Source organism: Streptomyces sp. NPDC036764 (assembly GCF_055609385.1).
Map to the genome: position 1 here is coordinate 1,948,689 of NZ_JBVJPT010000001.1, position 17,720 is coordinate 1,966,408.

Genomic DNA, 17,720 nt, shown 5'->3' on the forward strand with positions numbered 1-17,720 from the left:
TGCTGAAGGCCCTGGGCTGATCAGCTCGTCGAAGGACTCGTCCAGCCGCCCTGCACATGCCCCAGCCGGACCCGCTGCGGGTGGTCGCCGACCGGGACCGACACCTGCTTCTGCCCGGTGGCGAAGTCGATGGCCGTGACCTGGTCGGTGCCGCTCTCGGAGACCACACAGGACTTGCCGTCACCGCTGACCGTGGCCCAGTAGGGCTTGGAGGCGGTGACGAGCGGGCCCTCCTGAAGCGTGGTGCGGTTGACGACGGTGGCGTAGTCGTCCATCGTCCCCGCGACACACAGCTTGCTGCCGTCGGGGCTCATCGAGATGCCGTGATGGCGTGAGTCGTTGACGAACGTGGTGCGGTCGTCGCTGGTCGCCGGGTTCTTCGGCAGGGTCTTGGTGCGGGTGATCCGGTCGGTGGCCAGGTCGTACTCGAAGAAGCCGTTGAAGAACGACACCTGGAAGTACAGCTTCGACTCGTCCGGCGAGAACACCGCGGGCCGCACCGCGTCGGAGTAGTCCGTCAGGCCGATCGCGTCCAGCTTCGGACGCATGTCGATGACCTTGACCTGCCGGTACGTGTTCGCGTCCACGACCGTGATGCGCCGGTCGCCCTTCGTCCAGTCCAGCCAGGGGGCGTCGGTCTGCGTGTTCACGTCGCCGATCGCCATGTTGTAGATGTACTTGCCGTCCTGGGTGAAGATGTTCTCGTGCGGCTTGTCGCCGGTGGCGAACTTGCCCAGCTCCTTGCCGCTCTCGATGTCCAGGACGTGCACGGTGTTGGAGGTCGAGGCCGACACGGCCACCCGCTTGCCGTCGGGGGAGACCGCCATGTGGTCGGCGCGGTAACCGGACACGGGGAAGCGCCAGTTGACCTCGCCCGTGGCCAGGTCGAGGGAGACCACGTCGGCGAAGCTGGGACGCGAGACGACGACGGACTGCCCGTCCGGGGTGGAGTACATGTCGTCGACGAACTGGTCGTGGCCCTCGCCGACGCTGTTGCGGATCGCCATGAAGTAGATCCACTTGATCGGGTTGGCGTTGATCTCCGCCATCCGCTCGTCCTTGTCGGGGACGACGTTGATACGGCCGATCTTCGCGAAGTCGCCGGACGACTTGATGACGTCGGCGGTGCCGTCCCAGTTGTTGCCGACGAACAACACCTCGCGCAGGGCGGCGGAGGAGTCGGCGGCGCCGGCGGCGGTCGCGGAGGCGGAGACGGTCAGGGCGAGGGCGGCGGCTACGGAGCACAGGTGCCTGGTTCTGATGGCAGGCATGACTGCTCTCTCTTCCTCTGAAGGGGGTGGGCGTCATGAGTGGGGCATGCCAAGACGGAGCGTCGAATCTGAACACAGGTGCTTTCAGAGTCAACTTACTGAAAAGTAAGGAGGGGGCACCCTTCTCCACAAGACTGCGTACACGACAAAATTGATCGTCGGGACGGCGAGGCGGCGGGAGGACAGCGTGGCGGGCAGGATCAAGGCGCCCACCGGCCGCTACGGCGGCAAGTCGGCGGAGGAGCGCCAGGCCGAGCGGCGGCGGCGCTTCCTCGACGCGGCGCTGCAACTGTTCGGCGACGGCCCCGGATTCCGGGGGACGACCGTCGCGGCGCTCAGCGAGGCCGCCGGACTGTCGACGCGTCAGTTCTACGAGGAGTTCCGCACCCTGGAGGACGTGCTGGCCGCACTCCATCTCCAGGTCAACGGGTGGGCGGAGGAGGCCGTCCTGGCCGCGGTGGCCGAGGCGGAGAACCTGCCGCTCGCCGAACGTGCCACCGTGATCTTCCGTGCGTACGCCGCGAACGTCACCTCGGACCGGCGCCGCATCCGCATCACCTTCGTCGAGATCATCGGCGTCAGCCCCCGCCTGGAGGAACAGCGCCTCGCCCGCCGCGCCCGCTGGATCGACCTCGTGTGCGCCGAGGCGGCGGGCGCCGTCGCCCGCGGGGAGGCGGCGCCACGCGACTACCGGCTGGCCGTGACGGCGTTCATCGGCAGCGTCAACGGGCTGCTCCACGACTGGACCGCGGGGTGGGTGGACGCAACGCTCGACGAGGTCGTCGACGAACTCGTCCGCATCCTGCTCGGCATCCTCCAGCCGGTGGGACCGCCACCGACCGGGCCCTGACGCACGTGCCGTGACGTCACCGCAGGTGCGCCAAGGTCAGTCCTTGTCGTTCTGTTCGTCCCCGCTGTCCGCCATCGCGCCGATGACCTTGAAGTCCTTGTCGAGGTGGACGTCGGTCCGCTTGCCGTCGGGCAGGGTGACCTCGACCTCGTAGTACCCGTCCTCGTCGCCGACCTCGGTGTCCGTGACCTTGCCGCCACCGGTGTGTTCCAGCGCGGCGGCGCTCGCACTGTCGAGCGCGCTTCCCGTGATGGGCTTCTCGGAGTCATCGCCGCCGGCGGTGGCCACGGCGAGTCCGGTGCCGCCGCCGATGAGTGCGGCCGAGACCAGGCCCGCGACGATCCACTTGTCCTTGCGTTTCATGTCCACTCCCTGTGCCGCACTCGCCCTCGTCCCATCCGGCCTGCGGTTCAAGGATGCGATGCCGTCGCTGAACGCATGCTGAACGAAGCTGAACGGCGATTCAGCCGGAGAGCCGGTCCACCGCGTCCAGCACGGGAGCCGTGCCGTCCTCGGCGCGCAGCCCGTCGGCCAGGGCGCGGGCGCGGTGGCCGTAGGACGGGTCGCCGGTCGCCTGCCGCAGGGCCGCCGCCAGCGCGCCGGCCGTGCACCTCCGCAACGGCAGGGCTCGCGGCGCGACGCCGAGGGCGACCAGGCGGGCGGCCCAGAAGCCCTCGTCGAACTGGACCGGCACCGGCACCGCGGGCACCCCGGCGCGCAGTCCGGCGGCGGTCGTGCCCGCGCCGCCGTGGTGGACCACGGCGGCCATGCGCGGGAACAGCGCGGAGTGCGGCACCTCGTCGATGGTCAGTACGTCGTCCCCGGCGGCGGCGAGGCCACCCCAGCCCCGCTGGATCACCGCCCGCAGCCCCGCCGCACGCACGGCACGCGCGACCTCGGCGCTCAGCCCCGCCGGATCGGGGACGGTCGCGCTGCCCAGGCCCACGAAGACCGGCGGCGGGCCCGAGTCGATGAAGTCCCGCAGCTCTGGCGGGAGTTGAGCCGCACCGTCGTACGGCCACCAGTACCCCGTCACGCGCAGGTGTGGGCCCCAGTCGTGCGGCCGGGGCACCACCAAGGGGCTGAAGCCGTGGAGCACGGTGCCGGCAGGCCGTCGCCGTCGCTCACCGCGGGCCCTGTCGCGGGGCAGGCCCAGTCGTGCGCGTGCGTCGGGAACGGCCGCGGCGAAGACCCGCTCGATGGCCAGGTTCACGGCATGTCCGCCGAGCCGGTTCGGCAGGCTCCCCCAGGAGCCGCCACCGAGCATCGCCGGGGCGAACTCCCGCGTGGGTGCGAGGGGTTGGAGCGGCAGGTCGATGCTGGGCAGGGACAGGCCCTCGGCGATGACGTGCCCCAGCGGTGCGGTGGACGGGGCCAGGAGCAGCGCGTCGCTCGACCGTGCCGCGGCCAGCATGTCGTCCGTCAGCGACCCGGCCAGGCTCCGCGCCAGCCCCACCACGCGCACGAGCTTGCCCAGGCCGGTGCCGCTGCGGTGCAGGCTCCGCCCGCGTTCGGACTCGAGCTCCGCACGTGGATCCAACGGCAGTGGATGGAACCGTACGCCCGGGTCCGCGACCAGTCGCTCGAAGCAGCCGTGCGTCACCAGGGTCACCTCGTGCCCGGCGCGGGAAAGGGCGTGCCCGAGTCCGGTGTAGGGAGCCACATCGCCCCGGGAGCCCGCCGTCATGATCGCGACCCTCACCTCGCCAGTATGGCTCCGCCGGCCTCCGCGAGCGCCAACTGGGCGCGCGAAACGAGCGACTTCAGGTCCGTCCCATCCGTTGACTTCCACCTCTCACGGCTCTACTTTCAGCGCCAGCGTTCGAATAGTCGAATTATGTTCGAGATCTCGAACCATCGCCTTCCCCCGCTTCTCGCGTGAAGGAGCCGCATGTACCCCCCGCCCCGCACGGACCTCGTCCGCCGCTTCAGATCCGCCGTCACACACGCCCTGGCCCTCGCGCTCGCCGCGACGGCCGCCCTGCTCTTCGCGGCACCCGCCCCGGCCCTGGCGGCGACGACGGCCCGGCAGATCCCGGTGCCCGCCGCCCCGATGGGCTGGGCCTCCTGGAACGCGTTCGCCGCGAAGGTCGACCACAACGTGATCAAGCGGCAGGTCGACGCGTTCGTGGCGGCGGGGCTGCCCGAGGCGGGCTACGAGTACATCAACATCGACGAGGGCTGGTGGCAGGGCACCCGTGACGGCGCCGGCAACATCACCGTCGACGAGACGGAGTGGCCGGGCGGCATGAAGGCCATCGCCGACTACATCCACAGCAAGGGACTCAAGGCCGGCATCTACACCGACGCCGGCAAGGACGGCTGCGGCTACTACTTCCCGACCGGCCGCCCGGCCGCGCCCGGCTCGGGCAGCGAGGGCCACTACGAGCAGGACATGCTCCAGTTCTCACGCTGGGGCTTCGACTTCGTGAAGGTCGACTGGTGCGGCGGTGACGCCGAGGGCCTCGACCCGAAGACGACCTACCAGGCGATCAGCGACGCCGTGGCGTCCGCGACCGCCACCACCGGCCGCCCGCTCGCCCTCTCCCTGTGCAACTGGGGCTACGACAACCCCTGGAACTGGGCCCCGGGCATGGGCCCGATGTGGCGGACGAACACGGACATCTTCTTCCACGGCGGCACACCGTCGTACAGCAACGTCCTGACCGCCTTCGACCGCAACATCCACCCCACGGCCCAGCACACCGGCTACTACAACGACCCCGACATGATGGTCGCCGGCATGACGGGCCTGACCGCCGCCCAGAACCGAAGCCACATGAACCTGTGGGCGATCTCCGGCGCCCCGCTGCTCACCGGACTCGACCTCACCACCCTCACCGCCGAGACGACGAGCATCCTCACCAACCCCGAGGTCATCGCCGTCGACCAGGACCCGCGCGGCCTCCAGGGCGTCGAGGTCGCCGAGGACACCACCGGACTGCAGGTGTACGGCAAGGTCCTCGCCGGCAACGGCAACCGTGCCGTCGTCCTGCTCAACCGCACCCCGGCCACGCAGAACATGACCGTCCGCTGGTCCGACCTCGGCCTGACCAGCGCCTCCGCGACCGTCCGTGACCTGTGGGCCCGGCAGAACGTCGCCACCACCGGCACGGGCTACACGACGAGCGTGCCCGCGGGCGGTTCCGTGCTGCTCACCGTCACCGGCGGCACCGAGCAGTCCGCGAACTCCTACAGCGGCACGTCGAGCTTCTCCGGCGTGGTCGCGGGCAACGCCGGCCTCAAGACGGTCGAGGTCTCCTACACCAACAACACCTCCACGGCCCGCACGGCCACGCTCACCGTCAACGGCCAGACCCCGACCAAGGTCTCCTTCCCGCCGACCGGGGCCGCCGCGGGCAACATCTCCGTCAACGTCTCCCTCGCCAAGGGCAACGCCAACACGATCGCCTTCGCCGGCGCCCCGGCCCTCGAAGGCATCGTCGTCCGGCCGCTGCCCGGCAGGAACGGCACCCTGATCACGGGCACCGGGTCCGGCCGCTGCGTCGACATCGACGACAGCACCATCGCCAACGGCACCGACGCCCAGCTTTGGGGCTGCACCGCCGGCCAGAACCAGGTGTGGCAGTACCACAGCACCCGCAAGGAACTCGTGGTCTACGGCAACAAGTGCCTCGACGCCTACAACCGCGGCACCACCAACGGCACCCGTGTCGTCATCTGGGACTGCAACGGCCAGAACAACCAGAAGTGGAACCTGAACGGCGACGGCACCCTCACCAACGTCAACGCCGGGCTCTGCCTGGACGCGTACGGCGCGGCCACGGTCAACGGCACCAAGCTGGTGCTGTGGTCCTGCAACGGCCAGGACAACCAGAAGTGGACGGTGAGCTAGCGCCGGCCTAGGCGAGGCACACGACCAGGACGCCGAGGGCCACGGCGCACGTCAGCAGCCAGCCGGCCAGCAGACGGCGCCGCAGGCCCCGGTACCTCGCCTCGTACTCGTCCCGCAGACTCCCGGCACGCTCCGCGGTGCGCTGCCAGGAGGCGCGGGCGAGAGCGAGGTACTCCGCCTCGAACCGCCGCTCCACCTCGCCCCGTTGCGCATCCGTCAGCCAGTGCAGCGGGGCGCCGAAACGCGCGGCGGCCGTACGGCCCTCCTCCCGGGTCGCGGCGAGCAGCAGATGCCCCTCGACGTCGTTGAGGAACTTGTCGGTGAGGCTCACAGAGTGGTCAGCTCCTTCTGCCGCTCCGGGGCGTGGTGCAGATCGAACGCCGGGGATTCGGACCGGATCCGCGGCAGCGTGCGGAAGTTGTGTCGCGGCGGCGGGCAGGACGTGGCCCACTCCAGCGAGCGGCCGTAGCCCCAGGGGTCGTCGGCCTCGACCTTTATGCCGTACTTGGCGGTCTTCCAGATGTTGTAGAAGAACGGCAGCAGCGACGCGCCGAGCACGAACGAGAACACGGAGGACAGCGAGTTGAGCGTCGTCAGGCCCTCCACCGCCAGATAGTCCGGAATCCTGCGCTGCATTCCGTTCACACCCAGCCAGTGCTGGACCAGGAAGGTGCCGTGGAAGCCGACGAACAGCGTCCAGAAGGTCATCTTGCCGAGCCGCTCGTCGAGCATCTTGCCCGTGAACTTGGGCCACCAGAAATGGAATCCGGCGAACATCGCGAACACCACCGTGCCGAAGATGACGTAGTGGAAGTGCGCCACGACGAAATAGGTGTCGGAGGTCGGGAAGTCCAGCGGCGGCGAGGCGAGCATGACGCCGGTCAGGCCGCCGAACACGAACGTGACCAGGAATCCGAAGGCCCACAGCATCGGTGTCTCGAAACTCAGTGAGCCGTTCCACATGGTGCCGATCCAGTTGAAGAACTTCACGCCCGTCGGTACGGCGATGAGGAACGTCATGAAGGAGAAGAACGGCAGGAGTACGCCGCCGGTGACGTACATGTGGTGGGCCCACACCGTCACGGACAGGCCCGCGATGGCGATGGTCGCCGCGATCAGACCCATGTAGCCGAACATCGGCTTGCGGGAGAAGACCGGGATGACCTCACTGATGATGCCGAAGAACGGCAACGCGATGATGTACACCTCCGGATGGCCGAAGAACCAGAACAGGTGTTGCCATAGCAACGCTCCGCCGTTCGCGGCATCGAAGACTTGGGCGCCGAACTTGCGGTCCGCCTCCAGCGCGAAGAGCGCCGCCGCGAGGACGGGGAAGGCGAGCAGGACCAGCACCGCGGTCAGCAGCACGTTCCACACGAAGATCGGCATGCGGAACATGGTCATGCCCGGCGCACGCATGCAGATGATGGTGGTGATGAAGTTGACCGAGCCGAGGATGGTGCCGAAGCCGGAGAAGGCAAGGCCCATGATCCACATGTCGGCCCCGACACCCGGGCTGCGCACCGCGTCCGACAGCGGGGAGTAGGCGAACCAGCCGAAGTCGGCCGCACCCTCGGGGGTGAGGAAGCCGCCCACCGCGATCAGCGAGCCGAACAGGTACAGCCAGTAGGCGAACATGTTCAGCCGGGGGAAGGCCACGTCCGGCGCGCCGATCTGCAGCGGCATGATCCAGTTGGCGAAGCCGGCGAACAGCGGCGTCGCGAACATCAGCAGCATGATCGTGCCGTGCATCGTGAACGCCTGGTTGAACTGCTCGTTCGACATGATCTGAAGACCGGGCCGGGCGAGCTCGGCGCGCATGAACAGCGCCATCACGCCACCGAGGCAGAAAAAGGCGAACGACGTGACCAGGTAGAGCGTGCCGATGGTCTTGTGATCCGTGGTGGTCAGCCACTGGACGGCCTTGAAGTCTTTGATCCTCTTCACGCCCCGCCTGTGTCCGCACCCCACCCGCACGTCACACTCGACCGACGCGACAAGAATCACGAAAGAGGGTGTGACGATCCGGCGGGTGCCGGACACGAACGGAACATGAGCAACGACGAGATCTTCGCCGCTGCCTATCGCGAGCACTACTGGGCGGTCAGCCGCTATGTCGCGCGGCGACTGGACGGGCGCATGAGTGAGGTCGAGGAAGTGGTGGCGGAGGTGTTCACCGTGGCGTGGCGCCGCCGGGCCGACCTCCCGGCCGCCCCGCTGCCCTGGCTGTACGGCGTGGCACGCAACTGCCTGGCGAACGCGGTACGCGGCTACGGGCGCCGACGGCGGCTGGTCGACCGGATGGGCAACGACGACGCCGCGCACGGCCGGCACATCGTGGACAGCCCCGACACCGAGGCACCCGGCGCCTGGGTGCACGAGGCGCTGGCCAAGCTGTCCGAGGCCGACCAGGAAGTGCTGCGGCTGACGGCGTGGGAGGAACTCGGCGTCGACGAACTCGCCGTCGCCCTCGGCTGCGGAAGCCGGGCCGCCTCCATGCGGCTGCACCGCGCCCGCCGCCGGCTGAGAGCCGAGATCGACCGTGTGAGCCCGACGACCGTGTCCAAGGAACGAAGCCATGGCTGACGAACTCGAACTGTTGCGCCGAGCCAACCCGGTACCGGTCGACGGCCCGCACTACGGCGACGGCCCGCTGCCCCACACCGCCGAACGGCATCTCGACCGGCTGCTCCACGAGCGCCCGGCAGCTCCCCGCCGCCGCACCCGGCTGGCCTTTGGCCTCGCGGCCTCGGCCGTGGTCGCCGCGCTGGTGTCGGCGCTGCTGTTCACCGGCCAGACCACCGCCCCGGCGGTCGCCGCGCCGCGCCCACTGGTCGTGCAGGCCGAGTCCGCGCCCGTCTCCATGACGCGGCTGGCCGAGCGTGCCGAGCAGGCGGCGTCGGCGGACTCGTCCGGGCTGCGCAAGGGCACGCACGTGCAGTCATGGAGCCTGGCCATGAGCGACCAGGACCCGCCGATCACCCTCCCGCAGGAGACGATCGTGCGCTGGAACGCCGACGACACCCACACGGAGCTCGTCGTGGCGACCGACCCGCGCCACCCCGGCCGGCCGGTCCTCACCGACGAGGACGGCGAACCCCGCCTCGTCGACGACGGCCACGTCCTCAGCAGGCAGACCTACCCGCCGAGTTGGAGCGATGCCCCGCCCCAGTCCCCGCCGCCGCACGACGCCGCAGCCCTGCACGACTATCTGGAGGAAGCGGAGCGCGCCTTCCTGGCGGACCACTCGCATCCGCTGTCCACCGCCGAACTCCTCGACGCCACCAGGACCCTGCTCGGCCACTGGACCCTCGGCACCCGCGAGTCGGCCGCACTGGCCCGCCTGCTGGCCGGCGCCGAAGGACTGCGACCCGCCGGTCAGGTCACGGACCGGCTGGGCCGGCGCGGTCAGGCGTACGTGTACGACGGTCGGGACAGCCGTCGCATGCTGATCATGGACCCCGCCGACGGCACCGTCCTCGGACTGGAGCAGACCTTCACCAGGGACGACGCCCGGTACGGCGTGAAGGCCGGAGACGTGATGACCTACAGCGCCTGGATGCGCTGATGGGGACCGGCCGCCGTGGCCGGGCCGATCGCAGCGCCCTGCGCGACAGGGCGCCGGACACCAGCCGGCCCGCCACGGCGATCGGCCAGGCCCGCCGAGGCCGGACCGGAACGGTCCGGCCCGCCGCCGCTCGTGCCCTGAAGGTCCAGGACAACCGGGCCGAGACCTGGACCTTAGGCCACGTCCTCCCTACTCGTCCCATGCCTCGATGATGATCTGCTGGGAGATCTTCCCGTCGCGCAGCGTGATCATCGACTCGGACATCACACGCACGCCGTCCGCGTACTCACAGGACTCGCTGTAGGCCGCGCGGTCACCCTGGACCACGCACCCCTCCAGCTTGTGCGTCATGTCGCGGCTGTAGACGTCGGTGAGCATCTCGCCGATCTGGTTCCGCCCGCTGACCACCTTCGGATGGCTCGGCTGCGCGTTGCGGTTCACGACACGGATCTCCGCGTCGTCCGTGTAGAGGGCGAGAAGCGTGTCCGGGCTTTGTCCCTCGACGGCCCGGCGCAATGTGTCGGTATCGAATGACGGGGTTGCGGTGGTGCCCATGGTGACCTCCTCCGAGGCCCGCGGCAGGACGGGGGGCGGCCGCGAGGGCCTCACCTTTGAGAGTCCTCCGCACCGGGGGGCTCGGCAAGCGCTGCCGGCGCGCTGGGCCTGACGGGTGAGGGGCGCCGGGCGGCCGTGTCCGGCGGCGGGCCGACGGCGTTGCGATAGGCATGATCTCAACACGACGTATCGCCACCGCCGTTGGTCTGGCGGCCGGCCTCACCGGCCTCGCCGCTCCGCTGGCGAACGCGGCCCCGGTGGACCCTCCGAGCGCCGGCATGCTCAACCCCGTGACCACCCTCGACTCCCTCGCGGCCACCGGTGTGCCCGCGGACCGCAGGGCCAAGATGCCCCGGCCCTCCGAGCAGCTCGCCCGCCTCGACCAGCTCAAGGAGCTGAACCGGGCGCAGCGGCCGCAGCAGTTCAGGCCGGTCGACACCCCGGTCACCAGGATGCTGCCCGCCGTCGACGTCTGAGGCGCCGCACACCCGCACCGTCCAGGGCCGCCCGTCGACCGGGCGGCCCTTCGCGTGTGCCGGGAGTGACGGGCCTTCTACGCTGTGGCGTCGATGAAGTGGAAGCCGGGCCTCGGGTGCATCAGGAAGTCGTGGTGCGAGATGTTCCACGCATACGCCCCCGCCAGCGCGAACGCCACCCGGTCCCCGGCCCGCAGCCCGGCAGCCGGCACCCCGCGGGAGAGCACATCCTTCGGGGTGCACAGTTGCCCGGCCAGGGTGATCCGCTCGTCCACGGCGACCGGCCGCGGCCAGGGGTGCGGCCAGGCGTCGACCGGCAGCACGGAACAGGGCTGGTCGTGCCCCTTGGTCGCGGGCGTCCGCAGATGGTGGGTGCCGCCCCGGACCACGGCGAATTCCTCGCCGTGGCTGTGCTTCACGTCCAGCACCTCGGTGGCGTACCAGCCGCAGTACGCCGTGAGTGCCCGGCCCGGCTCGATGCGCAGGGTCAGCCGCGGATGCCGCTCGGTCAGCCGGGCGAGCCCGGTGCCGTAGGCGGCCCAGTCGAAGCGGCGCCCGGGATCGCCGTAGTCGACGTGCATGCCGCCGCCGACGTTCACCTCCCCGAGCCGGACCCCGAGGCCCGTCGCCCAGGAGACGACCGACTCGGCCACCGCCACCTGTTCCGCGGCCTCCAGCCCGCTCGCCAGGTGGGCGTGGACGCCCCGCAGTTCGAGTTGCGGGAACGCGCCGTCGGACAGTTGCCGGATCACCGGCTCGGCCCGCGCCGGGTCCATGCCGAACGGGGTCGGCCGGCCGCCCATCGCGAGCGAGCTGCCCGCCAGCGAGCCGTCGGCCACCGGCAGATTGACGCGCGGCAGGACCGCCACCCGCCGCCTGGGCGCCATCCGGCGGGCCAGCTCGGCCAGCATGCGCAGCTCGTGTTCGCTCTCCACGTGGAAGCGCTCGACGTCCTGCTCCAGCGCGGCGGTGATCTCGTCCGGTGTCTTGCCCGGACCGCCGAAGGCGAGCGGACGTCCCGGTACGGCCTTGGCGACATGGGCGAGTTCGCCGCCCGAGGACACCTCGAAGCCGTCAACGTACGGGCCGAGCGCGGTGAGGATCTCCGGCTCCGGGTTGGCCTTGGCGGCGTAGTACAGCTCGACCCGCTCGGGCAGGGCGTCCCGCACGGTGGCCGCGTGGGCGCGCAGGGCTGCCAAGTCGTAGACGTAGGCCGGGAGTTCGGTAGAAGGCAGGGACAGAACGCGGTCGCGTACCGGGGGCGTGGGCTGTGTCATCGGGTGGCACTTCCGGTCGAGTCGCGCAGGATGTCCTCGGCCAGTGGGGACGGCAGCCGGACATAGCCGGCCTCCCGGTCGGCCTTGCGCTCCCAGCGGGTGAGGAGATTGGCCTTGGCGGGCAGCGGCACCCCGGCGAGGAGGGCGGCCATCCGGGGCGGGCAGCCGTGGTCCCCGGCATACGCCCTGAGCGTGTCGCGCACCCGGGCCCACAGTGCGGCCTCCGCCCGCGGGTGCAGGTCGGCGAGGGCGGCGAGCAGCTCGGCGACATGGTTGACCAGCAGGCAGTAGACGACGCGGTCCCAGCCGCGCTGTGCGTCGTACGTCATCGGTCCCGCGACCTCGGGCGGCAGTGCGCCGAGGGTGTCCTCGTGGTGGTCGGGGACCAGCTTGGTGCCCTCCAGGTCGCGGAAGAGCACCTGGACGGGCAGGCCGTCGCCGTCGACGCAGATCAGCACGTTCTGCAGGTGCGGTTCCAGGACCAGGCCGTGGTCGAAGTAGGCCGACAGGACCGGCGGGACGAGGAGGTCGAGATAGGCCGACCACCAGTCGAGGGCCGCGCGCGCGTCGGCGCCGGCGAGGAGACGGGAGATGTGCGCGCCGCCGGTCGGGTACTCGTCGGCGACGGCCGCCGCGAGCAGGGGAGTGGTGCCCGGGGCGAGCCGGTCCGGCAGGCCCTCGCGGACGATCACCCCGAAGCCCTCCAGCAGCGCACGGTCCGGTGTGCCGTCGGGGCCGGGCAGGGCGAGCGTGCGGTACGCGGGCTCGCGGAGCATGTCGCTGCCCGGGAAACGCTCGGCGAGATCGGCGAACGCCGGGGCCAGGGCGCGGGTGAGGGCGACGGCGCCGGACAGCTCGTAACTGCTGTTCTTGCGCAGGCAGTTGGTGATCCGCACATTCAGGCTGAACTTCAGGAACGTGTTGCCGTCGTACAGCGTGCGCACCGACGCGGTGGCGGCGAACGGCGCACCGCCGGGGCCCAGGTCGAGAACGTCGCCGCGCTCCAGAGCGGCACGCAGCAGCGGGTGTTCGCGCAGGGTCTCGAACTGCCAGGGGTGGGCGGGCAGCAGCCGGTAGCCGTCGGGGACGTCCGGGCGCTGTGCGTCCAGCGGGGCGACGGACGCGGGGTCGGTGTACTCCTCGGCGATCAGATGTCCGCGCACGGCCAGATGACGCAGCGGGAAGGACGCGCCGACCTCGGGGGCGTAGGCGGACCAGGCGCGCGGATCGCCGGTGCGGGCCTTCGGGGTGGGATGGAAACGATGGCCGAAGACCAGGGACTGCTCGGAGGCGACGTAGGCGGAGAGCCGGTCCTGCGCGGCGTGGGCCGGGCGGGTGGCGGCGAGTGCCGTCGCGACGGCGTCGTGGCTGGAGGCGATCTGCTCCAGGAACTCCTCGTTGCGCACCCCGGTGCGCAGCCACAGCTCGTCGTGGGCGTACTCGGCCAGCCGTCGCCAGTCCACCACCGTCCATTCGCCGCTCCGTTGCTCGCTCACCGGCCCGGTGAACCGGTGCGCGCCCAGCAGCGACGTACGGCGCAGGGCGACGCGCAGCAGGACGCCGCGGCGCGGCAGGCGGAGCAGCAGCCGGCCGTCGGTGACGACGCTCTGGTGCTCGGGCCCGGAGACTTCACGCAGCAGGCAGTTGAGAAGGGTGTGGGCCACGACCTCGTCGGCGGCGGGCAGTTCGACGGCGGGCGGTCCGGCCGAGGCGACGGGGGCAGCGCCCTGCTCGGGGAGCGATTCGGTCAGGGAGGGCATCAGCGGCTCCAGCGGGTGCGCAGGTGCAGGGTGGGCAGGAGAGCGGCCGTGACGGAGGCGGCGGCAGCGCCGATCAGCACGGGTGCGGCCGGTCCGAAGCGGGCACTGCCCGCCGCCGCGGCCACGCCGGCGGCGACCGCGCCGGCCTTGGAGAAGAACTCGATCGAACCGAACAGCCCGCCGGGCGCCCGGCCCTTGGCGCAGTCGGCGGCCAGCACCGACAGAGACACGAGCCCGAGCGTGAGTCCCGCGCCCAGCAGCAGCCGTACGGCGATCAGGGCGGCCGGGGATCCGGCCGGCCCGTGCCCGGCGAGCCCGAGCGCGACGCAGCCGAACCCGAGCGTGAGCCCACTCCTCGGCCGGTGCCGGAAGACGCGGTGCACGGGCAGCGCCGCGACCAGGTAGCACAGGTGCGGCAGGGCGAACAGGACGCCGGACAGTGCCGGGGCGGTGCCCGGAAGACGGTCGTCCACGAGGGCGATCAGATAGGGGAAGGAGATGACGGTGGAGAACACGAAGGCGAACTCCAGGACGTAGAGGGTCCTCAGCGAGACGATCGGGGGCGCAGTGTCCACCGCCTCGGGTATTCGCTCCCGCGCAGCCACCCGCTCGGGTTCGGGCAGCGCCGCCAGCAACAGCGCCGCCGCCAGCGGCAGTACGGCGAGCAGGGCGTACTGCCGGTGCGGCGACAGCCAGCCCGAGAGCGCGCCGACCGCGATCGGCGCGGCGACCAGCGCCGCCCGCGCGCTGCCCTGCATCAGCGTGAGCGCTCTCGACAGGGCCGGACCCTCCAGGGCCGCGCCGAGATAGCCGTTGGACGCGGCGAACGTGCCGCCGAGGATGCCCTGGAGGACCAGGGCCAGCGTGAAGGTCGCCAGCGAGTCCGCCCAGCCCGCCAGCAGGAAGGACAACGCGAGCCCCAACTGGGCGCGCAGCAGCAGCCGTTTACGGCCGAAGCGGTCGGCGAGCCGGCCCCACAGCGGGGCGCCGAGCGCGCCGAACACCGTCGGCACGACATAGAGCACCCCGGCCCAGCGGGCGCCGCGGTCGCCCAGCTCCGGCAGGATCGCGGTGAGATACGGCGGCAGCCCCAGCGCGGCGAACGACGCCACGAAATAGCAGCCCGCCACCGCGGGCAGCGGCCCCCGCCCGACGGCCGGGCGCGGCAGCCGCAGGGCACCGGCGCTCATGCCGAACCTCCCGGCCGCAGCAGGTAGTTGGGCCCGGTGGTGTAGTGCTTGTTGATGTCGGCCGCGCCCGACCGCTCCTTCGACAGCAGGGTCCCGGCCGTCACCATCGCCTTCACCGGCAGCTCCCGCGCGTGCAGGACACGCGCACGCAGGACGTCCGCCGCGTCGCCGCCGAGCCGGTCGACGGACTCCGTCAGCCGGTCCCGTACGAGATCCAGCAGCGCGCGCCGGTGACCCGGGAGCCCGAAGGCGTACGCGCCCGCGCACAGGTGCACGGTGATCGTGGTGAACAGGTCGGCGACCGGCCCGTCGTCGGTGCCGAGGATCCGGGTGTCGTCGAAGGGCCACGGGCCCGGGAGCGCGGCGTGCAGCCGCTCGGTGTTGACGCGTGGCCCGTCGTTGTCCTTGAACAGCAGACGAGGACCGTCCGGCCGGAGTACCAGCGAGATGTTCTGCTGGTGCGACTCCAGGGCGATGCCGTGGCCGAACAGCGTGGTCTGCCAGTCGAACAGCAGCGTGAGAACCGAATCCAGCAGGGCGAGCGGGTCACCGCCGTGGAAGCGGTCGGCGAGATGATCCAGCACCGGCCGACCGTCGGGAGCCGCGGCGAGAAGCGCCGCCATCGGCACCACCACGGCGTCGTCGAGACCGGCCGGACAGCGGCGGCACAGCACCGCCAGCAACTCGTGCCCGGCGTGCGCGTACGTCGTCTCGTCGGCGTGCAGGATCACGTCCCGGAACCGTGGCTCGCGGTCGATCACCGCTTCCACCAGCCGCTGCCCGAGCGCACCGTCGACGAGCGTGCCCGGTTTGACCGTCCGCTTGTTGCGCAGGCCCAACGTGGCGGTGGCGAGGGGAAGTTTGAGATGCACCGACGGATCGGCGACCGTCGCCACCGTCCGCATGGACAGCGTCGGCACGACGTCCAGGTGGGCGCGCTCGGCGAGCACCGCGCCGTCCGGGAGGCCGGCCGCGCTCAGGGCGTCGACGGTCAGCGGATGCACCGGCAGCACCACATGGGTGCCGCCCAGGTCCCTCAGCCCGAGGCCGGCCGGCGTGGGCCAGAAATCCGGCAGGGTGCCCGCGAGGGAGACGGCGTCCCGGGGCACGGCGATCCAACGGAGCGCGAAACGAGGCTGGAACTCCGGTGCGTAGGCGCGCAGTTCCTCCTCGCCCAGCCCCGAGCGACCGCGCGCCGTCGGATAGACGGGATGGTCGAGCCGGGCCGCGAGCGTGTCGTACGCCAGGCTGCCGCCGAGGCCCGTCCCGAAGCTCAGCCGCCGCACGACCTCGTCCCGCGTCCCCGCGTGCAGCCGCATCGTCGCCAGCGTCTGCCGGCACTCCTCGGCGAAGGAGTCGAAGCCGCCCCGGTCCTCGGGCTCGGCGAGCGCGCGCAGAGCTGAGAGCACGCTGTCGCACGACGACAGTTCGGCACCGTCCGACTCGCGCACCAGGAGCGGAAGCCGGGCGGCGTGCACGCCCTGGTAGCCGTCCTCGGTGACGGGCAGCAGCAGTGCGTCGCCGGGCACCGGCAGGCGCACCCAGTCCCCGTCCGGCCGTCGAACCGGTGTGCCACGGCTGCGCAGTCCGACCACGTCCTCGCGCAGGAGGGCACCGAGGACCCGGACGAGCAGCTCCGCCTCGCTCGTGTCCGTGGTGGTGGTCGGGGCGGTCACGGCTGGATCTCCCAGCGCCGCCCGGCCAGGAAGTCCGCCACCGCCCGGTCCACCGTCGCCTGGTCGGTGCCGGTGGCGCGCAGGACGCCGAGGTAGTCGCGGTTGGTGCGGTACAGCTCGTGCCGCTCGCCGACCGCGCGCAGCGGACGGTACGTCAGATGCGCGCTGTCCAAGTCCAGTTCGGTGGCGGCGGGCGCGTCGACGAGTGTTCCGGCGCGGTCGGCGCACGGGTACTCCAGGCGGGCGGCGGCGTCCCGGCGGGCGCCGAGGCCGGCCGGCAGGGGCGCGCCGAGGTGGGTGCGCAGGATGTGCTCGAAGAGGGGGATCCGCAGCAGGCGGGCCAGCAGCAGGTCGCACTGGTCGCCGATGGCACGGTAGTTGACCTCGATGATCCGCGCCCGCCCCGCGTGCACCACGAACTCGGTGTGGCAGGCCCCGAACCCGACGCCCAGCGCGTCCAGTTGCTCCAGGACCTGCGCGACGACCGGCTCGGGATGGGCGGGGACGAAGGTGAGGCGTTCCTCGATGAAGTACGGCGGCGGGGAGAGCTCGGTGCGGAAGCCGCCCAGGACATGGCGGACGCGCCCGTCGCCGAGGGTCTCCAGGGTGAACAGGTCGCCGGGAAGGTACTCCTCGACGACCAGGACGGCACCCGGACGGCGTTCCAGGATCTCCTTCGCGTGCGCCACGAGCTCCTCCGGGCCGTCGACGAGGACGACGTCCTCGCTGGCCACGCCCTCGCGCGGTTTGAGCACACACGGGTACGGCGCGTCGCCGGGGGCGACCGGTTCGGTCAGCTCGGTCGACCACACGCTGTCCACGCCGGCCGCGGCGAGCCGCCTGCGCATCTCGGCCTTGTCCTTGCAGCGCAGGGCGGCCCGCCAGTCCTTGCCGGGCAGGCCGAAGTAGTCGGCGGCCAGGGCGGCCTGGGTCTGGAGATGGTCGCTGTTGGTGAAGACGGCGTCGGGCCGGTGATGGGTCGAGATCCGGGTGATCACGGCCCGGAAGTCACGCACGTCGCACTCCAGGACCTCGATGTCCGGGTGTGCGCGGCGGTGGGCGGCGGGCTGGTCGGTGAGGACGGTGACGTCCAGGCCGAGCCGGGCCGCGGCGGGCAGGAAGCCCTCGGACACGGCGTCGGTCGGGTTGAGGGCGAGCAGGTACAGGCGCATGGCGATGAACGACTTCCGCTAGCGGGTGGGGGGTTGGGGCGGGCCGGCAGCCGGTCAGCGGCGGCCCGC

General features: G+C 71.4%; 16 protein-coding genes. 5 read left to right on the plus strand and 11 right to left on the minus strand.

Annotated elements, in window-relative coordinates:
- Nucleotides 1-20: 20 nt before the first annotated feature.
- Complete coding sequence (locus ACZ69Q_RS07760; protein WP_471038067.1) at nt 21-1,271, minus strand: YncE family protein; 1,251 nt, start codon at nt 1,269-1,271, stop codon at nt 21-23.
- A 187-nt stretch (nt 1,272-1,458) separates the two neighbouring features.
- Between ACZ69Q_RS07760 and ACZ69Q_RS07765 the strand changes: the two genes are divergently transcribed.
- Complete coding sequence (locus tag ACZ69Q_RS07765; RefSeq protein ID WP_471038073.1) at nt 1,459-2,121, plus strand: TetR/AcrR family transcriptional regulator; 663 nt, start codon at nt 1,459-1,461, stop codon at nt 2,119-2,121.
- A 36-nt stretch (nt 2,122-2,157) separates the two neighbouring features.
- On the opposite strand, the gene ACZ69Q_RS07770 is transcribed toward ACZ69Q_RS07765, so the two are convergent.
- Both ACZ69Q_RS07770 and ACZ69Q_RS07775 read right to left on the minus strand, forming a co-directional pair.
- Nucleotides 2,158-2,484 (minus strand): PepSY domain-containing protein, encoded by a 327-nt coding sequence (locus ACZ69Q_RS07770; RefSeq protein ID WP_471038079.1) that lies wholly within the window; start codon nt 2,482-2,484, stop codon nt 2,158-2,160.
- Nucleotides 2,485-2,584: 100 nt separating this feature from the next.
- Nucleotides 2,585-3,808 (minus strand): glycosyltransferase, encoded by a 1,224-nt coding sequence (locus ACZ69Q_RS07775; RefSeq protein WP_471040136.1) that lies wholly within the window; start codon nt 3,806-3,808, stop codon nt 2,585-2,587.
- 204 nt (nt 3,809-4,012) lie between these two features.
- Here ACZ69Q_RS07775 and ACZ69Q_RS07780 point away from each other — a divergent pair, with 204 nt between their 5' ends.
- Nucleotides 4,013-5,977 carry a ricin-type beta-trefoil lectin domain protein gene (locus tag ACZ69Q_RS07780; protein ID WP_471038084.1) on the plus strand — a complete coding sequence of 655 codons (1,965 nt, stop codon included), beginning with the start codon at nt 4,013-4,015 and terminating at the stop codon, nt 5,975-5,977.
- A 7-nt stretch (nt 5,978-5,984) separates the two neighbouring features.
- Here ACZ69Q_RS07780 and ACZ69Q_RS07785 read toward each other — a convergent pair whose 3' ends face one another.
- Together ACZ69Q_RS07785 and ctaD are read right to left on the minus strand one after the other, a co-directional pair.
- Entirely contained in the window at nt 5,985-6,308 is a 324-nt protein-coding gene (locus ACZ69Q_RS07785) for a hypothetical protein (protein WP_471038088.1), read from the minus strand.
- A complete protein-coding gene (gene ctaD, locus ACZ69Q_RS07790; RefSeq protein ID WP_471038094.1) occupies nt 6,305-7,924 on the minus strand; it encodes an aa3-type cytochrome oxidase subunit I in 1,620 nt (539 codons plus the stop codon). The genes ACZ69Q_RS07785 and ctaD overlap by 4 nt, the downstream gene beginning before the upstream one ends.
- A 105-nt stretch (nt 7,925-8,029) precedes the next feature.
- On the opposite strand from ctaD, the gene ACZ69Q_RS07795 reads away from it, so the two are divergent.
- Entirely contained in the window at nt 8,030-8,563 is a 534-nt protein-coding gene (locus ACZ69Q_RS07795) for an RNA polymerase sigma factor (protein ID WP_471038099.1), read from the plus strand.
- Entirely contained in the window at nt 8,556-9,545 is a 990-nt protein-coding gene (locus tag ACZ69Q_RS07800; RefSeq protein WP_471038104.1) for a CU044_5270 family protein, read from the plus strand. Before ACZ69Q_RS07795 ends, ACZ69Q_RS07800 begins: the two co-directional genes overlap by 8 nt.
- Before the next feature lie 189 nt (nt 9,546-9,734).
- On the opposite strand, the gene ACZ69Q_RS07805 is transcribed toward ACZ69Q_RS07800, so the two are convergent.
- On the minus strand, nt 9,735-10,100 hold the full coding sequence (locus ACZ69Q_RS07805) for a nuclear transport factor 2 family protein (protein ID WP_471038106.1): 366 nt from the start codon (nt 10,098-10,100) through the stop codon (nt 9,735-9,737).
- Nucleotides 10,101-10,270: 170 nt separating this feature from the next.
- Here ACZ69Q_RS07805 and ACZ69Q_RS07810 point away from each other — a divergent pair, with 170 nt between their 5' ends.
- The gene (locus ACZ69Q_RS07810) at nt 10,271-10,576 is read left to right on the plus strand and encodes a hypothetical protein (protein ID WP_471038107.1); all 306 of its coding nucleotides are present in this window, start codon (nt 10,271-10,273) and stop codon (nt 10,574-10,576) included.
- A 77-nt stretch (nt 10,577-10,653) separates the two neighbouring features.
- Here the strand turns inward: ACZ69Q_RS07810 and ACZ69Q_RS07815 are convergent, their stop codons facing one another.
- The 5 genes from ACZ69Q_RS07815 to ACZ69Q_RS07835 are packed head-to-tail and all read right to left on the minus strand — an operon-like array spanning nt 10,654 to nt 17,651.
- Complete coding sequence (locus ACZ69Q_RS07815; RefSeq protein WP_471038109.1) at nt 10,654-11,853, minus strand: type III PLP-dependent enzyme; 1,200 nt, start codon at nt 11,851-11,853, stop codon at nt 10,654-10,656.
- Complete coding sequence (locus ACZ69Q_RS07820; protein WP_471038115.1) at nt 11,850-13,613, minus strand: IucA/IucC family protein; 1,764 nt, start codon at nt 13,611-13,613, stop codon at nt 11,850-11,852. The genes ACZ69Q_RS07815 and ACZ69Q_RS07820 overlap by 4 nt, the downstream gene beginning before the upstream one ends.
- Nucleotides 13,613-14,803 (minus strand): MFS transporter, encoded by a 1,191-nt coding sequence (locus ACZ69Q_RS07825; RefSeq protein WP_471038118.1) that lies wholly within the window; start codon nt 14,801-14,803, stop codon nt 13,613-13,615. The genes ACZ69Q_RS07820 and ACZ69Q_RS07825 overlap by 1 nt, the downstream gene beginning before the upstream one ends.
- Nucleotides 14,800-16,479, minus strand: a complete 1,680-nt coding sequence (locus ACZ69Q_RS07830) for an IucA/IucC family protein (RefSeq protein WP_471038122.1) — start codon at nt 16,477-16,479, stop codon at nt 14,800-14,802. The genes ACZ69Q_RS07825 and ACZ69Q_RS07830 overlap by 4 nt, the downstream gene beginning before the upstream one ends.
- The gene (locus tag ACZ69Q_RS07835) at nt 16,476-17,651 is read right to left on the minus strand and encodes an ATP-grasp domain-containing protein (protein ID WP_471038125.1); all 1,176 of its coding nucleotides are present in this window, start codon (nt 17,649-17,651) and stop codon (nt 16,476-16,478) included. Before ACZ69Q_RS07835 ends, ACZ69Q_RS07830 begins: the two co-directional genes overlap by 4 nt.
- Nucleotides 17,652-17,720 lie beyond the last annotated feature (69 nt).

Excerpts from the sequence above, each read along its gene's own strand:
- ACZ69Q_RS07815 (WP_471038109.1), bottom strand. The coding sequence starts at position 11,853 with ATGACACAGCCCACGCCCCCGGTACGCGACCGCGTTCTGTCCCTGCCT.
- ACZ69Q_RS07770 (WP_471038079.1), bottom strand. The coding sequence starts at position 2,484 with ATGAAACGCAAGGACAAGTGGATCGTCGCGGGCCTGGTCTCGGCCGCA.
- ACZ69Q_RS07835 (WP_471038125.1), bottom strand. The coding sequence starts at position 17,651 with ATGCGCCTGTACCTGCTCGCCCTCAACCCGACCGACGCCGTGTCCGAG.
- ACZ69Q_RS07760 (WP_471038067.1), bottom strand. The coding sequence starts at position 1,271 with ATGCCTGCCATCAGAACCAGGCACCTGTGCTCCGTAGCCGCCGCCCTC.
- ACZ69Q_RS07795 (WP_471038099.1), top strand. The coding sequence starts at position 8,030 with ATGAGCAACGACGAGATCTTCGCCGCTGCCTATCGCGAGCACTACTGG.
- ACZ69Q_RS07800 (WP_471038104.1), top strand. The coding sequence starts at position 8,556 with ATGGCTGACGAACTCGAACTGTTGCGCCGAGCCAACCCGGTACCGGTC.
- ACZ69Q_RS07775 (WP_471040136.1), bottom strand. The coding sequence starts at position 3,808 with ATGACGGCGGGCTCCCGGGGCGATGTGGCTCCCTACACCGGACTCGGG.
- ACZ69Q_RS07810 (WP_471038107.1), top strand. The coding sequence starts at position 10,271 with ATGATCTCAACACGACGTATCGCCACCGCCGTTGGTCTGGCGGCCGGC.
- ACZ69Q_RS07825 (WP_471038118.1), bottom strand. The coding sequence starts at position 14,803 with ATGAGCGCCGGTGCCCTGCGGCTGCCGCGCCCGGCCGTCGGGCGGGGG.
- ACZ69Q_RS07820 (WP_471038115.1), bottom strand. The coding sequence starts at position 13,613 with ATGCCCTCCCTGACCGAATCGCTCCCCGAGCAGGGCGCTGCCCCCGTC.
- ACZ69Q_RS07805 (WP_471038106.1), bottom strand. The coding sequence starts at position 10,100 with ATGGGCACCACCGCAACCCCGTCATTCGATACCGACACATTGCGCCGG.
- ACZ69Q_RS07780 (WP_471038084.1), top strand. The coding sequence starts at position 4,013 with ATGTACCCCCCGCCCCGCACGGACCTCGTCCGCCGCTTCAGATCCGCC.